This is a genomic window from Herbaspirillum sp. C7C2, from assembly GCF_022627865.1.
Taxonomy (GTDB): domain Bacteria; phylum Pseudomonadota; class Gammaproteobacteria; order Burkholderiales; family Burkholderiaceae_D; genus Herbaspirillum; species Herbaspirillum frisingense.
In genome coordinates this window covers 338,413-354,223 of the sequence record NZ_JABXGI010000002.1, presented here as the reverse complement: position 1 = coordinate 354,223, position 15,811 = coordinate 338,413, and the positions used below count along the sequence as shown (strand labels likewise).

The 15,811-nt window shown below is 66.3% G+C and carries 13 protein-coding genes; 11 read left to right on the top strand and 2 right to left on the bottom strand.

The window, feature by feature from the left end:
* Position 1: 1 nt before the first annotated feature.
* From HWE04_RS05260 to HWE04_RS05240, 5 genes are all read left to right on the top strand, one after another.
* On the top strand, positions 2–1,177 hold the full coding sequence (locus HWE04_RS05260) for an MSMEG_0565 family glycosyltransferase (RefSeq protein WP_241811735.1): 1,176 nt from the start codon (positions 2–4) through the stop codon (positions 1,175–1,177).
* Positions 1,170–1,457: an MSMEG_0570 family nitrogen starvation response protein gene (locus HWE04_RS05255; protein WP_006463022.1), complete on the top strand. Its 288-nt coding sequence runs from the start codon at positions 1,170–1,172 to the stop codon at positions 1,455–1,457. Before HWE04_RS05260 ends, HWE04_RS05255 begins: the two co-directional genes overlap by 8 nt.
* A gap of 39 nt (positions 1,458–1,496) precedes the next feature.
* Entirely contained in the window at positions 1,497–2,798 is a 1,302-nt protein-coding gene (locus tag HWE04_RS05250; RefSeq protein WP_241811734.1) for an MSMEG_0569 family flavin-dependent oxidoreductase, read from the top strand.
* Between the two features lie 17 nt (positions 2,799–2,815).
* Positions 2,816–4,849, top strand: coding sequence for an AMP-binding protein (locus HWE04_RS05245; protein WP_241811733.1), 2,034 nt, complete (start codon positions 2,816–2,818; stop codon positions 4,847–4,849).
* 70 nt (positions 4,850–4,919) lie between these two features.
* Entirely contained in the window at positions 4,920–5,861 is a 942-nt protein-coding gene (locus HWE04_RS05240) for a GlxA family transcriptional regulator (RefSeq protein ID WP_241811732.1), read from the top strand.
* 48 nt (positions 5,862–5,909) lie between these two features.
* Here the strand turns inward: HWE04_RS05240 and HWE04_RS05235 are convergent, their stop codons facing one another.
* Positions 5,910–6,854, bottom strand: coding sequence for a GlxA family transcriptional regulator (locus HWE04_RS05235; RefSeq protein WP_241811731.1), 945 nt, complete (start codon positions 6,852–6,854; stop codon positions 5,910–5,912).
* A 562-nt stretch (positions 6,855–7,416) separates the two neighbouring features.
* On the opposite strand from HWE04_RS05235, the gene HWE04_RS05230 reads away from it, so the two are divergent.
* The 6 genes from HWE04_RS05230 to HWE04_RS05205 all read left to right on the top strand — a co-directional run bounded on the left by HWE04_RS05230 (position 7,417) and on the right by HWE04_RS05205 (position 14,045).
* Positions 7,417–9,570: a xanthine dehydrogenase family protein molybdopterin-binding subunit gene (locus tag HWE04_RS05230; protein WP_241811730.1), complete on the top strand. Its 2,154-nt coding sequence runs from the start codon at positions 7,417–7,419 to the stop codon at positions 9,568–9,570.
* Positions 9,571–9,581: 11 nt separating this feature from the next.
* A complete protein-coding gene (locus tag HWE04_RS05225; protein WP_006463028.1) occupies positions 9,582–10,037 on the top strand; it encodes a (2Fe-2S)-binding protein in 456 nt (151 codons plus the stop codon).
* Positions 10,034–10,588 carry a hypothetical protein gene (locus HWE04_RS05220; protein ID WP_077235239.1) on the top strand — a complete coding sequence of 185 codons (555 nt, stop codon included), beginning with the start codon at positions 10,034–10,036 and terminating at the stop codon, positions 10,586–10,588. Before HWE04_RS05225 ends, HWE04_RS05220 begins: the two co-directional genes overlap by 4 nt.
* An 11-nt stretch (positions 10,589–10,599) precedes the next feature.
* Complete coding sequence (locus tag HWE04_RS05215; protein WP_039875143.1) at positions 10,600–11,565, top strand: XdhC family protein; 966 nt, start codon at positions 10,600–10,602, stop codon at positions 11,563–11,565.
* A gap of 104 nt (positions 11,566–11,669) precedes the next feature.
* Positions 11,670–12,857, top strand: coding sequence for an FAD binding domain-containing protein (locus HWE04_RS05210; protein WP_241811729.1), 1,188 nt, complete (start codon positions 11,670–11,672; stop codon positions 12,855–12,857).
* A gap of 219 nt (positions 12,858–13,076) precedes the next feature.
* Positions 13,077–14,045: a LysR family transcriptional regulator gene (locus tag HWE04_RS05205; protein ID WP_241811728.1), complete on the top strand. Its 969-nt coding sequence runs from the start codon at positions 13,077–13,079 to the stop codon at positions 14,043–14,045.
* Positions 14,046–14,048: 3 nt separating this feature from the next.
* Here the strand turns inward: HWE04_RS05205 and HWE04_RS05200 are convergent, their stop codons facing one another.
* The gene (locus HWE04_RS05200; protein ID WP_241811727.1) at positions 14,049–15,713 is read right to left on the bottom strand and encodes a methyl-accepting chemotaxis protein; all 1,665 of its coding nucleotides are present in this window, start codon (positions 15,711–15,713) and stop codon (positions 14,049–14,051) included.
* Positions 15,714–15,811 lie beyond the last annotated feature (98 nt).

Genomic DNA, 15,811 nt, shown 5'->3' with positions numbered 1-15,811 from the left:
CATGCTGACTCATTCGGTCAATCCCCGGGGTGGCGTGGTGCATGCCCTGCAACTGGCCGAGAGCCTGCAGGCACTGGGACAGGAGACCACGCTGTTCGCGCCCGATGCCCGTGGACGCGGGCTGTTCCGCGAAGCCGCCTGTGGTTTTCATCCCGTGCCGGGGTCGGTGCACTGCGCCGACGTGGTGGACATGGTGCGCCAGCGTATCGACGACTATCTGCGCTGCTTCGAACAGCCCGGCATGGACCGCTTCGATCTCTACCACGCCCAGGATTCGATCAGTGCCAACGCCTTGGCCACGCTGGTTGCCCGTGGCGTGATCCCGGGCTATGTGCGCACCGTGCATCACCTGGACCAGTTCGACGACCTGCGGCTGCACGCCTGGCAGGAACGCGGCTATCGCGCCGCTGACCGTCTGCTGTGCGTGAGCCGCACCTGGCAGGACATCCTGGCCCGCGAGCATGGGGTGCGGGCCGAGCTGGTCTCCAATGGCGTCGATCTGCAGCGCTACACCGCTACACCTGCGGTGCAGGCAGCCCAGCGCGACCCACTGCTGCGCCAGGAACTGGGGCTGGATGGCGCACCGGTGCTGCTGGCGGTGGGCGGGGTGGAACCGCGCAAGAACACCTTGGGCATCCTGCGTGCCTTCCTGCGGCTGCGGCGCGTCTATCCGCAGGCGCAACTGGTGATTGCCGGTGGCGCCAGCGTGCTGGACCACGCCGACTACCAGCGCAGTTTCCAGGATGAACTGCAGGCAGCCGATCTGCCGCCGGGCGCGCTGCGCATCCTCGGCCAGGTGCCGGACGCCGACATGCCGGCCCTGTTTCGCTGTGCCGATGCGCTGGTGTTTCCCTCGCTCAAGGAAGGCTTCGGCCTGGTGGTGCTGGAAGCCATGGCCAGCGGCGTGCCGGCGGTGGTCTCGCGCATCGCCCCCTTTACCGAATATCTGGACGGCGGTTGCTGCGCCTGGGTCGATCCCCAGGACCCAGCCTCGATTGCCGCCGGCATTGCGCATGCGCTTGATCCGGCCGGCCGCGCCGCGATGGTGGCCGCTGGCCAGGCGATCTGCGCGCGATTTTCCTGGTCGCGCTCGGCGCGACGCCATCTTGAGCTTTACCACGATTACCTGGGCCAGCGCGCCCCATCTGCAACACGCCAAGAGGAACACCATGCCTGAAATGCACTTTCGCGTCCGCTGGCCGGACGATACCGTCAGCGACTGCTATTCGCCCTCGCTGGTGGTCAAGGAACACCTGCAAGCCGGTAGCCGTTATCGGCTGGCCGATTTCGTCGAGCGTAGCGCCACTGCGCTCAACATCGGCAGCGAGCGCGTGCGCGAGAAATACGGCTTCGCCTGCTCATCGGCCATGGACCAGCTGCGCCGTATCGAAGAGACCGCCGCCCGTTTCGAGGGCCAGGCCGACGCCGAGGTGGTGGTCGAAGCCTTCCTGCCCTGATCTGCTCATCCAACCCGACAACATCCCACGAGGAACATCATGTCCATTGCAAGCCAAGGCGCAGTGCGCCATCACAGTGTCATCATCATCGGCGGCGGCCAGGCCGGGCTGTCCATCAGCTGGTACCTCAAGCAAGCCGGGGTCGATCATCTGGTGCTGGAAAAGCACCAGGTCGGCCACGCCTGGCGCAACGAGCGCTGGGATACCTTCTGCCTGGTGACCCCCAACTGGCAATGCAACCTGCCGGGTTACCCGTATCGCGGCAACGATCCTTTCGGCTTCATGAAGAAGGATGAGATCGTCGAGTACCTGGACGGCTTCGTCGCCAGTTTCCAGCCGCCGGTGCGTGAAGGCGTGAGCGTGAACAAGCTGTGGCGCGAGGACGGGCTGTGGCGCATCACCGCCAGCGATGGCGCCTATTCGGCTGATCAGGTGGTGGTGGCGGTGGGTGGCTATCACATCCCGGTGGTGCCGCGTGCGGCCGAGCGCCTGCCGGCCGATATCGTGCAGATCCACTCCAGCCAGTATCTCAATCCGCAATCGCTGCCGGAGGGCGAGGTGCTGGTGGTGGGCACCGGCCAGTCCGGTTGCCAGATCGCCGAAGACCTGCACCTGGCCGGCCGTCGCGTGCACCTGGGCGTGGGCGACGCGCCCCGCGTGGCGCGCACCTACCGGGGCAAGGATGTAGTGGAGTGGCTGGACAAGATGAAGTATTACGACCTGCCGGTGGACAAGCATCCGCTGGGCACGGGCGTACGCGAAAAAACCAACCACTACGTCACCGGCCGCGATGGCGGGCGCGATATCGACCTGCGCAAGTTCGCCCTGGAAGGCATGCAGCTCTATGGCAAGTTCGAGAGTCTGGCGGGCGAGGTGGCGCACTTCGGCGGCGGCGTGAAGGGTTACCTGGACGAGGCCGACGCCGTCTCCGAGAGCATCAAGGACAGTATCGACCGCTTCATCGACGCCAACGGCATCGAGGCGCCGACCGAAGCCCGCTATGTGCCGGTCTGGCAGCCGCCTTCGGATACGGCACGGGCGCTGGACCTGCGCGCCTCGGGCATTTCGGCGGTGGTCTGGTGCATCGGCTTCCGTACCGATTTCAGCTGGATCAACGAACCCATCTTCGACGGCCGTGGCTACCCAGGTCACGAGCGTGGTGTGACGGCGGCTCCCGGCCTCTACTTCCTGGGCCTGCCGTGGCAATACACCTGGGGCTCGGGCCGCTTCTCCGGCATCGACCGCGATGCGCGCTACCTGTTCGACCACATCAGCGCCTTGCGTGCCGGGGCGACGTCGTCCACAGAATCGACACCATCGGCGCTGTCACAGGCCGCCTGAGCCCAAGGGAGTTTCCCATGCCGCAGCAAGCCGTACTTTCGCCCGTGGACGCTGCCAGTTCCGCCTATGGCCGCCTGATGCAGCGCTCGCAGCAGGACCCCGAGGGTTTCTGGCGCGAGCAGGCCGGCCGCATCAGCTGGCAGCGCGATTTCGATCAGGTTCTCGACGACAGCCGGGCGCCGTTTGCACGCTGGTTTGTCGGCGGGCTGACCAATCTCTGCCATAACGCCGTGGACCGCCATCTGCCGGCGCGGGCAGAGCAGGCGGCCCTGATCTGCATTTCTAACGAGATGCAGGGCGAGCCGAAGGCGCAGCAGGACGGCGGCCACGAGCGGGTATTGAGCTATCGCCAGCTGCATTGCGAGGTCAATGCGATGGCCGCCATCCTGCTGGAACGCGGGGTGCGGCGCGGTGACCGGGTGCTGGTATATCTGCCCATGGTGGCCGAGGCCGCCATCGCCATGCTGGCCTGCGCCCGCATTGGCGCGGTGCACGCGGTGGTGTTCGGCGGCTTCGCACCGGCCAGCCTGGCGAGCCGCATCGTCGATGCGCGCCCGGCGCTGGTGGTGTGTGCCGATGCCGGTTTCCAGAATGGCGTGGCGGTGGGCTACAAGACCTGGGTCGATCAGGCCCTGGAGATCGCCGGTCATGCCTGCCCGGTGCTGGTGGTGGATCGCGGCGTGTTGCCCTGGACGCGGGTGGTCGGGCGCGACCACGACTACGCGGCGCAGCGCGAACGCCATCTGCAGGCCGACGTGCCCTGTGTCTGGCTGGAATCGAACGAACCCAGCTATCTGCTCTACACCTCCGGCACCACCGGCCAGCCCAAGGGCGTGCAGCGCGATACCGGCGGCCACGCGGTGGCGCTGGCGACTTCGATGGACCTGTTGTTCCAGGCCCGGCCCGGGCAGACCCTGTTCACCACCTCCGACCTGGGATGGGTGGTCGGTCACAGCTATGGGTTGTATGGTCCTTTGCTGCTGGGCATGCGCAGCGTGCTCTATGAAGGTTCGCCGCTGCGGCCCGATGCCAGTGCATGGTGGCGGCTGGTGGAGCGGCATGGCGTGGATCTGATGCTGTCCTCGGCCACGGCGATGCGGCTGCTCAAGCGAGGCGGGCGCCGCGCCTTCCGTAGCGCCGACCTGTCGTCCTTGCGCTGCCTGTTCCTGGCCGGCGAACCGCTGGACGAACCGACCGCCGACTGGCTGGAAGAGGCGCTGGGCAAGCCCGTCATCGATCACTACTGGCAGACCGAGACCGGCTCGCCCATGATCGGCCTGCCGCTGACCGATCTCGATGGTCACACCCCGTTACGGCGCCAGCGGGGTTCACCGGGATTGCCGGCGGCCGGCTACCGGCTGGCCGTGCTGGCCGTGCTGGAGGGGCAGGGAGGGCAGGGCAGTCAGCCCTGCGCCCCCGGTGACAAGGGTTTGCTGGTCGCCAGCGGCGTCTTGCCGCCCGGTTGCCTGACTACGCTGTGGCAGCGTGACGAACAATTCCTGAGCACCTACTGGCGGCGCGAGCAGGGCCAGTGGCGCTATGCCACCTTCGACGTGGCGGTGGCCGGGCCGGATGGTCATCTGCGCGTACTGGGCCGGGCCGACGACGTCATCAATGTGGCCGGCAAGCGCCTGGGCACGCGCGAGGTGGAGGAAGTCCTGCTGGCCGACGATGCCGTGGCCGAGGTGGCCGTGATCGGCATGCCGCATCGTCTGCGCGGGCAGGTGCCGATGGCGGTGGTGGTGCCGCGTGCCGGTATCCAATACCTGCCCAGCCTGCTGGAACACCGGCTGGGGGAAGCCGTGGTGTCGGCCATCGGTGCCTGGGCGCGGCCGCGTCGCATCGTGCTGGTGGAGAGCCTGCCGCGCACGCGCTCGGGCAAGGTCCTGCGCCGTCTGATGCGCGAGATGGTCAATGGCGAACTGCCGGACGCCGCCTGCCCGCCGGAACTGGCGGCCTTGCACACGCTGCTGGCCGGCACGCCGCAGAAGTTGCCCGAAGCCGGCCTGCACCTCTCCGCGGGCGCGGAGGCAATGCCGCTACCAGCCTGAGCGCTTGCGCGAACGCAGGCGGGCGGCTATCGTGCTGGCTTGCACAACGGGGAAACGGGAAGGAATCAGCATGCATCACATCGGCTACTTGCTCACTGACGGTTTCCAGGTCATGGGGCTGGCGACGCAGACCGTCTTCGAGTACGCCAACAAGGTGGCCGGCGAGGACTTCTATGCCCTGCGCAATTTCTCGGTAGGTGGTGGCGATGTGCGCTCCTCGCTGGGCATGTCCATCGCCACGCTCCCGGTGGAGCAGGCCGAGCACATCGACAGCTGGATGGTCTGCGGCGTGGGCAATCCGCTGGAGTCGCCCTCCAGCCAGGAGGAACGTAGTTTCCTGCAGACCACCGGCCAGCGTGCCCGACGCATTGCGGCCATCTGTACCGGTGGTTTCGTGTTGGCCGAATCGGGCCTGTTGTCCAAGCGCCGAGCCACCACCCACTGGTTTTTCGCTCGCGACATGCAGGCGCGCTTCCCGGACATCCAGGTCGAGGACGACCGCATCTATATCGTCGACGGCGCCATCTGGACCTCGGCCGGCATGACCGCCGGGCTGGATATGGCGCTGGCCATGGTCGGCAAGGACCTGGGCGAGGACGTGGCACGCGGTGTGGCACACAACCTGGTGATGCACCAGCATCGCACCGGTGGTCAGACCCAGCATTCTGAAATGCTCTCCCTGGCCCCCAAGACCGATCGCATCCAGAATGCCCTCAACTACGCCCGCAAGAACCTGATGCGGCCGCTCACGGTGGAAGAACTGGCCGAGGAGGCCAATCTCAGCCCGCGCCAGTTCAGCCGCGTCTTCACCGCCGAGACCGGCTTGTCGCCTTCCAAGGCGATCGAAGGCCTGCGTCTGGAAGCGGCGCGCCTGATGATCGAGCAGAGCCGCCATCCGATGGAGGTGATCGCCCGCGAAACGGGTTTCCGCGACCGTCGCCATATGCGCGAGGTCTTCATGCGTGGTTATGGCGTGCCGCCGCAATCGATGCGGCGGGAAGTCAGGGCCTGAGGGGGGCTGATCCAGGCCCCAGGGCCCAGGCACCCCGTACCGGCCTGCTCAGGCCTGCTTGCGGGTGCGGATGTCGCGCAGGATCTTTTGCGGAGATTCCCCCAGCACGCGGGCAAAGGCGCGTCGCATCCGCTCGTCATCGCCAAAGCCGGTCTGCACTGCAATGCGGGACGGGGTGGAGTGACCGCTTTCCATCAGTGACTGCGCAGCCTGCACACGCAATTTTTCGATGGCCTTGGCGGGGGACAGGCCAGTCTCGGCCTGGAAAGTACGGCTGAAGTGGCGCGCACTCCAGTTGACCTGGTCTGCCAACTGCTGGATGGTCAGTGGTTCACGCAGGTTTTCCCGGATGAAACTGAGCACGCGCTGGATGCGTTCCTGCTTGGGATCGATCTCGGCCAGTACCGAGAACTGGCTGGTGCCTCCCGGACGACGATGACTGAGCACCATGGTCTTGCAGATGGCCCGCGTGACCTCGTGGCCGAGATCGGACTCCACCATACCCAGCACCATATCGATGCCGGCCGTCATGCCGGCCGAACTCCAGAACTTGCCATCGCGCACGTAGATCTGGTCCGGCTGTACCCGCAGCTGCGGGAACCGCGTCGCCAGCGTGTCAGCGAAACTCCAATGAGTGGTCACGGCGCGGCCGTCGAGCAGGCCGGCTTCGGCCAGCAGGAAGGCGGCGGTACAGATACCGGCGATGCGACGACTATCCCGCTCGGCCTGGCGCAGGCGATCCAGCAGGCCCGGGCAGGGCGTGGGTACGGCCGGTGTGCTGGCCACCAGCAGGGTGTCGTAGGGGGTGTCGTCAATGGCCTGGGTGCCGATGGGGACTCCGGAGCGGGTCTCGATGTTGCCGCCCCGCATGGAGACGATGTCCACGGCATAGCTGCCCGGCGCAAAGTGGTTGGCGATTCCCAGGATGGTGAGAACGGAGAGATCCAGGATATGGAATCCGGGATAGACAAGCAATGCGACACGGGCAACCACGGGACCTCACGAACGTAGAAAACAGGTCCCGCCAGCATACAAGCGCACTCTCTTGGCAACAAGACCTCATCCATGCAGCGGCCGCCCCCGATGGTGGGAGCAGCCATGACAGCGAGGCCGGCCAGTGATTCTTTCGATACGGCAAGCAACAGGAACGCCGCCTCTCCAGACGCAGCGCGCGTCCGGGTACGAGCGAGCGGGACGGCTGAATATAGCACCGGCCAGGACCTTGCGAAGGACAGGAAAACAGGTGATTCCTGCCATCGGCATGGCGCTTTCCGTGGCCGATGCAAGCTCATCTTGATGGCCGGTTTTGCATGCTTTCCTGACTGTTGCAGGATGGTCGGCTCCGTATAATTTGCCTGGTCCCGAGCGCAAGAACGCACTGTGGTATGCCACATCTTCCTTGCCCGGACTGTCCATTCTCCGCCACGGGTGTCAGGCCAGGTCATGACCGTTGATCGATGACCGAGACCGATGTCCGCGGGACTCTTTCCAACCAGCCTTGACGTGGCACTCCCGTGACAGGGATGGCTGCAGCATGGACACGCCAGGATCGCCCATGACCGACCGTCGACTTTTTCTCAAAACCCTGGCTGCCGGCGGCGGTGGCCTGATGCTGGGGGTGCTGTTGCCCCAGGCCGGTGCGCACGCCCGTACCAAGCCTGGCGCTGCGGACACCGGCAGCAGCTGGGAGCCCAGTGCCGTACTGCGCATCGCCAGTGATGGCCGGGTCACCATGACCATGCCTTATGTGGAAATGGGGCAGGGGACCTATACCTCGGTCCCCATGCTGATTGCCGAAGAACTGGAGATCGATCTCAACGACGTCGTCCTGGAACATGCCGGCGCCGATGACAAGCGCTACATGAACCCGGCCCTGGGCTTCCAGGTCACCGGTGGTTCCACCACCATGCGCGCAGCGTGGATGCCGATGCGCCAGGCCGGCGCCGCCGCCCGCATGTTGCTGGTGCAGGCGGCCGCGCAACGCTGGCAGGTCGACCCCGCCAGCTGCCTGGCACGCAGTGGAACCGTGATGCATCCCGCCAGTGGCCGCAAGCTGGGCTACGGTGAACTGGTCGAGGCGGCCGCTGCCATGCCGCTGCCTGCACCGGCCAGCATCGTGCTCAAGCAGCCGGCCGATTTTCGCCTGATCGGCAAGCCAGCCCGTCGCCTGGACACTGCCGGCAAGCTGGATGGTTCGGCCCGCTACGGCATGGACGTGCAACTGCCCGGTATGAAGGTAGCCGCACTGGCCATCACCCCCACCATCGGGGGACGCCTGGACAGCGTGGACGAAGCGGCCGCACTGCGCGTGCGCGGAGTGCGCCAGGTGGTACGTCTGGACGACTGCGTGGCGGTCATCGCCGACCACTATGGCGCCGCGCAAAAGGGTTTGCTGGCGGCTCGTCCGACCTGGCATGCCGGCTCGCATGCGAGTCTGTCCACCGAGGACATCGTTGCCGACATGCGACGCGCCAGCCAGAGCGCGGCCGCCCGCGTGCGCAGCGAGGGGGACCCCGAGGCTCGCATCGCCGGGGCGGCCAAGGTGCTGGAGGCGACCTACGAATTACCCTTCCTGGCGCACGCCGCCATGGAGCCGATGAACTGTACCGTGCATGTCACCCCCGACCACTGCGAGGTATGGACCGGCACCCAGGTGATGACGCTGGCGCGGGCTGTGGCCGCCAAGGTCACCGGGCTGCCACAGGACCGCGTGACGGTGCACAACTTCTTGCTGGGTGGCGGCTTCGGTCGTCGTCTCGAAATCGACGGCGTCGAGCGTGCCGTGCGCATCGCCACCCAGGTCAAGCACCCGGTCAAGGTGATCTACAGTCGCCAGGACGATATCCGCCACGACATGTACCGCCCCTACTGGTTCGACCGCCTGCGCGCCGGCATCGATGCCCAGGGCCGGCCAGTGGCCTGGTTCCATCACCTGACCGGTTCGTCGGTCCTGGGGCGATTCCTGCCACCGGCCTTCAAGAATGGCTATGACGAGGAGACCCTGGATGGCGCCGAGCGCCCGCCGTATGCCTTCCCGGCCATCCAGGTCGATTACACCCGCCACGAACCGCAGTTGCCGACTGCCTTCTGGCGCGGCGTGGGGCCCACCCACAATGTCTTCGTGGTGGAAAGCTTCATCGACGAACTGGCCTTTGCGGCCGGCATCGATCCGCTGCAGTACCGGCTCTCCCTGCTGGGGGACAATCCGCGCGCTCGCAAGGTGCTGGAGGTGGCGGCCCGCGAGGCCGGCTGGCACGGTCCGCGTGAAGGCAAGACCGGACGCGGCCTGTCGGTGCAGTTCGCCTTCGGCACCTACATGGCCATGGTGGTCGATGTCGAGGTGGAGCAGGGCGAGGTCAGGGTGCAGCGCGTGGTCTGCGCGCTGGACTGCGGCGTGGTGGTCAATCCCGATACCGTGCAGGCCCAGGTCGAAGGGGCGGTGATCTTTGGTCTGTCCGGCGCATTGTGGGGCAACATCACGCTGCGCAATGGCCAGGTGGAGCAGGGCAACTTCGACGATTATCGCGTCATGCGCATGTTCGAGACCCCGCGTATCCAGACCCACATCGTGGCCAGCCAGGAAGCCCCTGGCGGCATGGGCGAACCAGGTACCTCCGGTGTCATGCCGGCACTGGCCAACGCCGTGCATGCGGCCACGGGAACACGAATCCGCAAGCTGCCCATCGTGGCCGCCTTGCAAGCAAGCTGACAGGAGCACACATGATTTCTCTGAACATCAACGGCAAGGTGGTCAAGGTCGAGGCCGAGCCGGATACGCCCCTGTTGTGGGTACTGCGCGATGAACTGCAGATGGCCGGCACCAAATACGGGTGCGGTGCGGCCCTGTGCGGCGCCTGTACCGTGCATGTCGACGGCCAGCCGGCACGTGCCTGCGTCATGCCGGCCTCGGCGGCGGTGGGAAAGAAGCTCACCACCATCGAAGCCATCGGCGCCACCCCGGTGGGACAGCGGGTGCAGGCGGCCTGGGCCGAGATCGACGTGCCGCAATGCGGTTACTGCCAGTCGGGCCAGATCATGGCGGCAGTGGCCTTGTTGCGCGCCATCCCCAAGCCTAGCGACAAGGACATCGACCAGGCCATGTCCGGCAACATCTGCCGCTGCGGGACCTATCCGCGCATCCGCGCGGCGATCCACAAAGCGGCGGGGCAGTCATGATGCGCGCACTGATGGTGATGCTGCTGGCCCTGTGTTCGCTCACCCAGGCGCAGGCGCAAGGCAAGGGCAAGCCGGCCCGGGATGATGGAACGCTCTTCGAACCGATTGCCAGCGTAGTGATGTCGCCGCGCTGCCTGAACTGCCACCAGGCCGAAGCTCCGCACCAGAAAGACATGGGCGTGCTGCATGCCCAGCAGGTGGTGCGCGGCAAGGATGGTCATGGCTCGGCCGTGCTGCAATGTGCGGCCTGCCACCAGGCCACCAACACTGCCCAGGGCAAGGTCCCCGGCGCGCCCAACTGGCACCTGGCACCGCTCTCCATGCGCTGGCAGGGTCTGGACAAGAAGGGCGTATGCGAGCAGATGCGTGACCCGGCCCGCAACGGCAACCGCAAGACCGGTGCCCAGGTCATCGAACATATGAAGACCGATCCACTGGTGCTGTGGGCCTGGTCGCCCGGTGCCGACCGGACCATCCCGCCGATGTCGCATGCGCAGTTCGTGCAGATGCTGGAGATGTGGTCGGCTGCCGGTATGCCCTGCCCGGGTTGATTCGCGGCGGCATGGACAGTATCGATCTGCAGGTTTTGCAGGCCTGCGTGCAATGGTTGCAGCAGGGGCATGCCTGCGAATATGTCACGGTGGTGCGGACCTGGGGCTCCAGTCCCCGGCCACCGGGCTCCACCATGGCCATCCGTGCCGATGGCGTGGTGGTCGGTTCAGTCTCGGGCGGTTGCATCGAGGATGACCTGATCGCCCATGCCCGCGCTGACGGCATGACGCGGCGTACGCCGCAACGGCTCAGTTATGGCATTTCCGCCGATGAGGCGCACCGCTTCGGGCTGCCTTGCGGCGGCACGTTGGAACTGCTGGTCGAACCCCTGGGGCCGCACAGCCAGATGGCCGCCTTGCTGGCGCGCCTGCAGCGCCGGGTGCTGACCCGACGCCGACTGGACCTGGCCAGTGGCACGGTCCTGCTGGAAGACGCCGGCGAAGACGCACCGTTGCAGCTCGACACGCATAGCCTGACGACACTCCATGGCCCCCGGCTGCGGCTATTGATCATCGGCGCCGGCCAGCTCTCGCAGTTCCTGGCCCAGATTGCCACTGCCCTCGATTACCAGGTCACCGTCTGCGATCCGCGTGAAGAACACCGGTTGGCATGGTCATTGCCGGGCGTGGCGGTGGTGCATGCCATGCCCGATGATCTGGTGCTGGAGATGCGGCTGGACCACCGCAGCGCCGTGGTGGCTCTGACCCATGATCCGCGCCTGGACGACATGGCCCTGATGGAAGCGCTCAAGACCGACGCCTTCTACATCGGCGCCATCGGCTCGCGGCTGAACCAGTCACGGCGCCGTGAACGTCTGCTGCAGCTGGACCTCGATGCCGATCAGATCGCCAAGCTGCACGGCCCGGTCGGGCTGGACATCGGCAGCCGCACGCCGCACGAGATTGCCATCTCCATCATGGCGCAGATGATCCAGGTCCGTGGCGGAACCAGGGAAGCGGCCATGCCGGCGTACTGATCCTGTCCATTGCGCCCAGCGCAAAAGGCCTTGCGATCCGGGATGCATTCCCACCCATGGGCACTCAGGGCATAGTGGGGACAGTCCAATATCGGGGTCAGATCGTGTCCACTTCCTTGCCTTCCTCTTCCGCTGTTTCCTCCCCATCGCCATCCCGCCCGCGACACGCCGTCATCATCGGTGGCTCGCTCGGCGGTCTGTTTGCCGGCACCATGCTGCGCCAGATCGGCTGGGACGTTGACATCTACGAGCGCTCGGCCAGCGATCTCGACAGCCGGGGCGGCGGCATTGTGTTGCAACCGGAGGTGCTGGAGGTGTTCCGCCGCATTGGCGTCGATATCCGCCGCCAGGCACTGGGCGTGCCCTCGATCAACCGCGTCGTTCTCGACAAGGATGGCAGCGTGCGGGTACGGCGACCGGCGCCGCAGACCCAGACTTCCTGGTCCCTGATCTATAGCACGCTGAAGTCGGTCTTCGGCAGCGAGCACTACCATCAGGGCCGGGTGCTGTCGCATGTGGAGCAGGACCCGGACAGCGCCCGCGTGACGGCCTGCTTCGAGGATGGCAGCCGCGCCAGCGGCGACCTGCTGATCGGCGCCGACGGCGGGGATTCCCGCGTGCGCAGCCAATTCTGGCCGGCGCAGCGGCCCGGCTATGCCGGCTACCTGGCCTGGCGTGGGCTGCTGCCCGAGGCCGATATGCCGGCCACCACCCGCGCTGTGCTGCATGGCGACTTCGGCTTTGCCAACCATACCGGCTCGCACATCCTGGGTTACCTGGTACCAGGGGAGGGCAACAGCATCTGGCCCGAGCAGCGTCTCTACAACTGGGTCTGGTACCGCGTGGCCAGTGAGGCCATGCTGGAACAGGTGATGCTGGATCGCGATGGCCGCCAGCGCGCCTATTCGGTGCCGGAAGGCCTGCTGGCCCCACGCTGGCGCCAGCACCTGCGCGAGGAAGCGCCGCAGCTGTTGCCGCCGCCCTTCCGTGATGCAGTGCTGGCCACCGATGCCCCCTTCGTCCAGGCCATCCGCGACCTGGCGGTGGAACAGATGGTCAGCGGTCGGGTGCTGATCCTGGGCGATGCGGCCTCCATTCCACGCCCGCATACCGCAGCCAGTACCCTGAAGGCTGCCGCCAATGCGCTGAGCCTGGCCGATGCACTGCAGGCCAGCCGGGACGACATCGACGCTGCCCTGGCGCGCTGGGAACCGCGCCAGGTGGCCCTGGGCCAGCAGTTGCTGCGCCAGGGTGTGGAAGCGGGCCAGTTGCTGCTGTTCCATCATCCCTGATGGGCCAGGGCCTGTTCAAATTTAATCTAAGCATCTTGCAGATCAAATGTGAACAGGCCCTAGTCCCGCATGGCGGGACTTTCCCGGTCGCTATCGATCTTCCGCTGTTGCCGATCCTCCGGGTCGGTACAATGTGGCTCCACAACAGGCGCCATGCCAGCGGGGGGCGCGCCTGATCCGCATCGCAGCGGGGTTTTCAACGAACATGGCGCAACGATCATGGACCGGTTTTCAGAGCTCAAGGCATTCTCGGTGGTGGCCAGCACCGGCGGCTTTTCGGCCGCTGCACGCAACCTGGGCATTGCACCTTCATCGGTGGTGCGTCTCATCGATGCGCTGGAGCGGCGCGTGGGCGCCAGGCTGCTCAATCGCTCCACCCGCACGGTGACGCTCACCGACAGCGGGCGCCTGTACTACGAGAGCGTGCTGGTCATCCTGGAACAGATCGAGGAAGCCGAGAACCTGGCTTCCCAGGAAGGCGTGCCGCAGGGGCGGCTGAAGATTTCGGCACCGGTCACCTTCAGCACGCTCTACCTGGCGCCGGCCCTGTGCCAGTTGCAGCAGACCTATCCCAAGCTGGCCGTGCATCTCGATCTGAGTGACGGCATCAGCGATCTGGCCGAAGATTCGGTGGATGTTGCCATCCGCATCGGCAAGCCGGTGCCGCAAGCCGAGCTTCATACGCGCTGGCTGGCCGACCAGCGGCGCATCATCTGCGCCAGTCCCGAGTACTTCAAGGCAGTCGGCATGCCGCTGGTTCCGGCCGACCTGCGCCAGCACGATTGCCTCAGCTTTTCCTATGCCAGCCAGTCACGCCAGTGGCGCTTTCGTCCGCTGGCGGCACCCGCTGGGCCGGCCGCGCCAGCCGAGCCTATCCAGACGGTGGAGGTGAGCGGATCGCTATCGGTGAATAATTCCGAGATGCTGCGCCAGGCCTGCCTGGGCGGGTATGGCGTGGCCATGCTGCCGGTGTGGCTGGTGATGGATGACGTCCAGGCCGGGCGGCTGGTGTGGGCGCTGCCCGCCTACGAAGCCAACCCCGGTGCCATGGACGTCAGCATCTATGCCGTCTATCCCTCCAACCGCGAGACCGCCCTGAAGGTAAAGGTCTTCATCGACGTGCTGGAACAGCACCTGGCCACGGCGCTGCCGGTATTGCCGCAGCCGGCGGCGCCGGTTCAGGACTAGACCTCAGGCCTGACCCAGTGCCAGGTGCCGCCCCCGCGTGGTGGCTTGATGGGCTTCTGAGGTGGTGCTGATGGTGGTCGACAGCGCGGCAACGGCATCATCCTTGGCCAGCCTCATCTCACCCAACTGGAAGTGACTGACCATCTCGGCCAGTGCGGCGGCCTGGTCGCGCAGGCTGGCGGCCGAGGCGGCGGCTTCTTCCACCAGGGCAGCGTTCTGCTGGGTGACGCCATCCATTTCCGTGATGGCCACGTTGACGTGACCAATGCCGGTGCGCTGTTCGCTTGAGGAGGCGGTGATGGCCGAGATCATGGATGCCACTTCATTGACGCTCTGTACCACCTCGCTGATGGTGCCGCCGGCTTCGCTGACAATGCCGGCGCCGGTAGCAATGCTGGTCGAGGACGCATCGATCAGGCTCTTGATCTCCTTGGCTGCGGCCGCGCTGCGCTGGGCCAGTACCCGTACCTCCGAGGCCACCACGGCGAAGCCGCGCCCCTGTTCGCCGGCGCGGGCCGCTTCCACGGCCGCATTGAGCGCCAGGATATTGGTCTGGAAGGCGATGCCGTCGATGGCGGAAATGATGGCCTCGATACGGCCTGCGCTGCTGCTGATGGCGTCCATGGTCTGGCTCACCTTCTGCATGGCGGCGCCCCCTCGTTGTGCCAGCTCGGAAGTGGCCAGCGCGAGGTGATTGGCCTGCAACGCATGCTGGGCATTGGAGGCCACGGTCTGGGTCAGCTGTTCCATGGAGGCGGCCGTCTCCTCCAGCGAGCCGGCCTGGCTTTCAGTACGGGCCGACAGATCCAGGTTGCCGCTGGCGATCTGCGAGGAGGCTGCGGCAATGGTTTCGGCACTGCTGCGGATGGCGGCGATCATGGCTGCCAGCCTGGCCTGCATCAGCGCCATGGCGGCCAACAGGCTGCTGTTGTCGTCCGCGCGCAGTTGCACCGGCCGGCTCAGGTCCTGTTCGGCGATCTGCATGGCAACCGCCACCGCGTACTCGGGGCTGCCGCCCAGGGTGCGGTTCAGGCTGCGGTTGATCACGACCACGATGCCGGCCAATAGCAGGCTCACCAGCGCCAGGATGGCGCCGCTCTTCCTGAGCGATGCGTAGAAGGCATCTTCGATGTCATCCACATACACCCCGGCCACCAGGGCCCAGCCCCAGGGCTTGTAGCTGACGATGCGCGCCAGCTTGGTGGACGGCACCTGGGTGCCGGGACGCAGCCAGAGGTAGCGCATGAAGCCTTCGCCAGACGGCGAGGCGGCCAGCCGTGCTATCTCCAGGAAGACCGGAAAGCCGGCCGGGTCCTTGAAGGCGCTCATGTCCTTGCCATCGTTTTCCGGTCGTCCCGGGTTCTGGATGGCGGTGGCGTCCATACCCAGGATGGCGATGTAGCCGTCCTCGCCATAGCGGATGGTCTTGAGCACGGCCTTGGCCTGGCGCTTGGCTTCCGCGCTGTCGAGGGTGCCGGCGCGCACCTGGTCGGCGAAGCCTTCGACGATCTTCAGCGCCGCCTTGTCCAGGTTGGCGAGATCGGTCTGGCGCTCTTCGTAGCGCTGGTGGCGTGCTTCCACGATGTGCAGCAGGGACACTGCGCACAGGCAGCCGAGACTGGCAATGAGGGGCAGCCAGAGTTTTTTCTGAAAGGACAGCAGGGCCATTATTTACTCCCGTTGTGAGATGAAAGGGTGGATGCGGCAGGCCGTTCTGTCGGCCTGCAAGGGGCAAGGGGGCGGACGAGGGGAAGCGACAAGCAGGT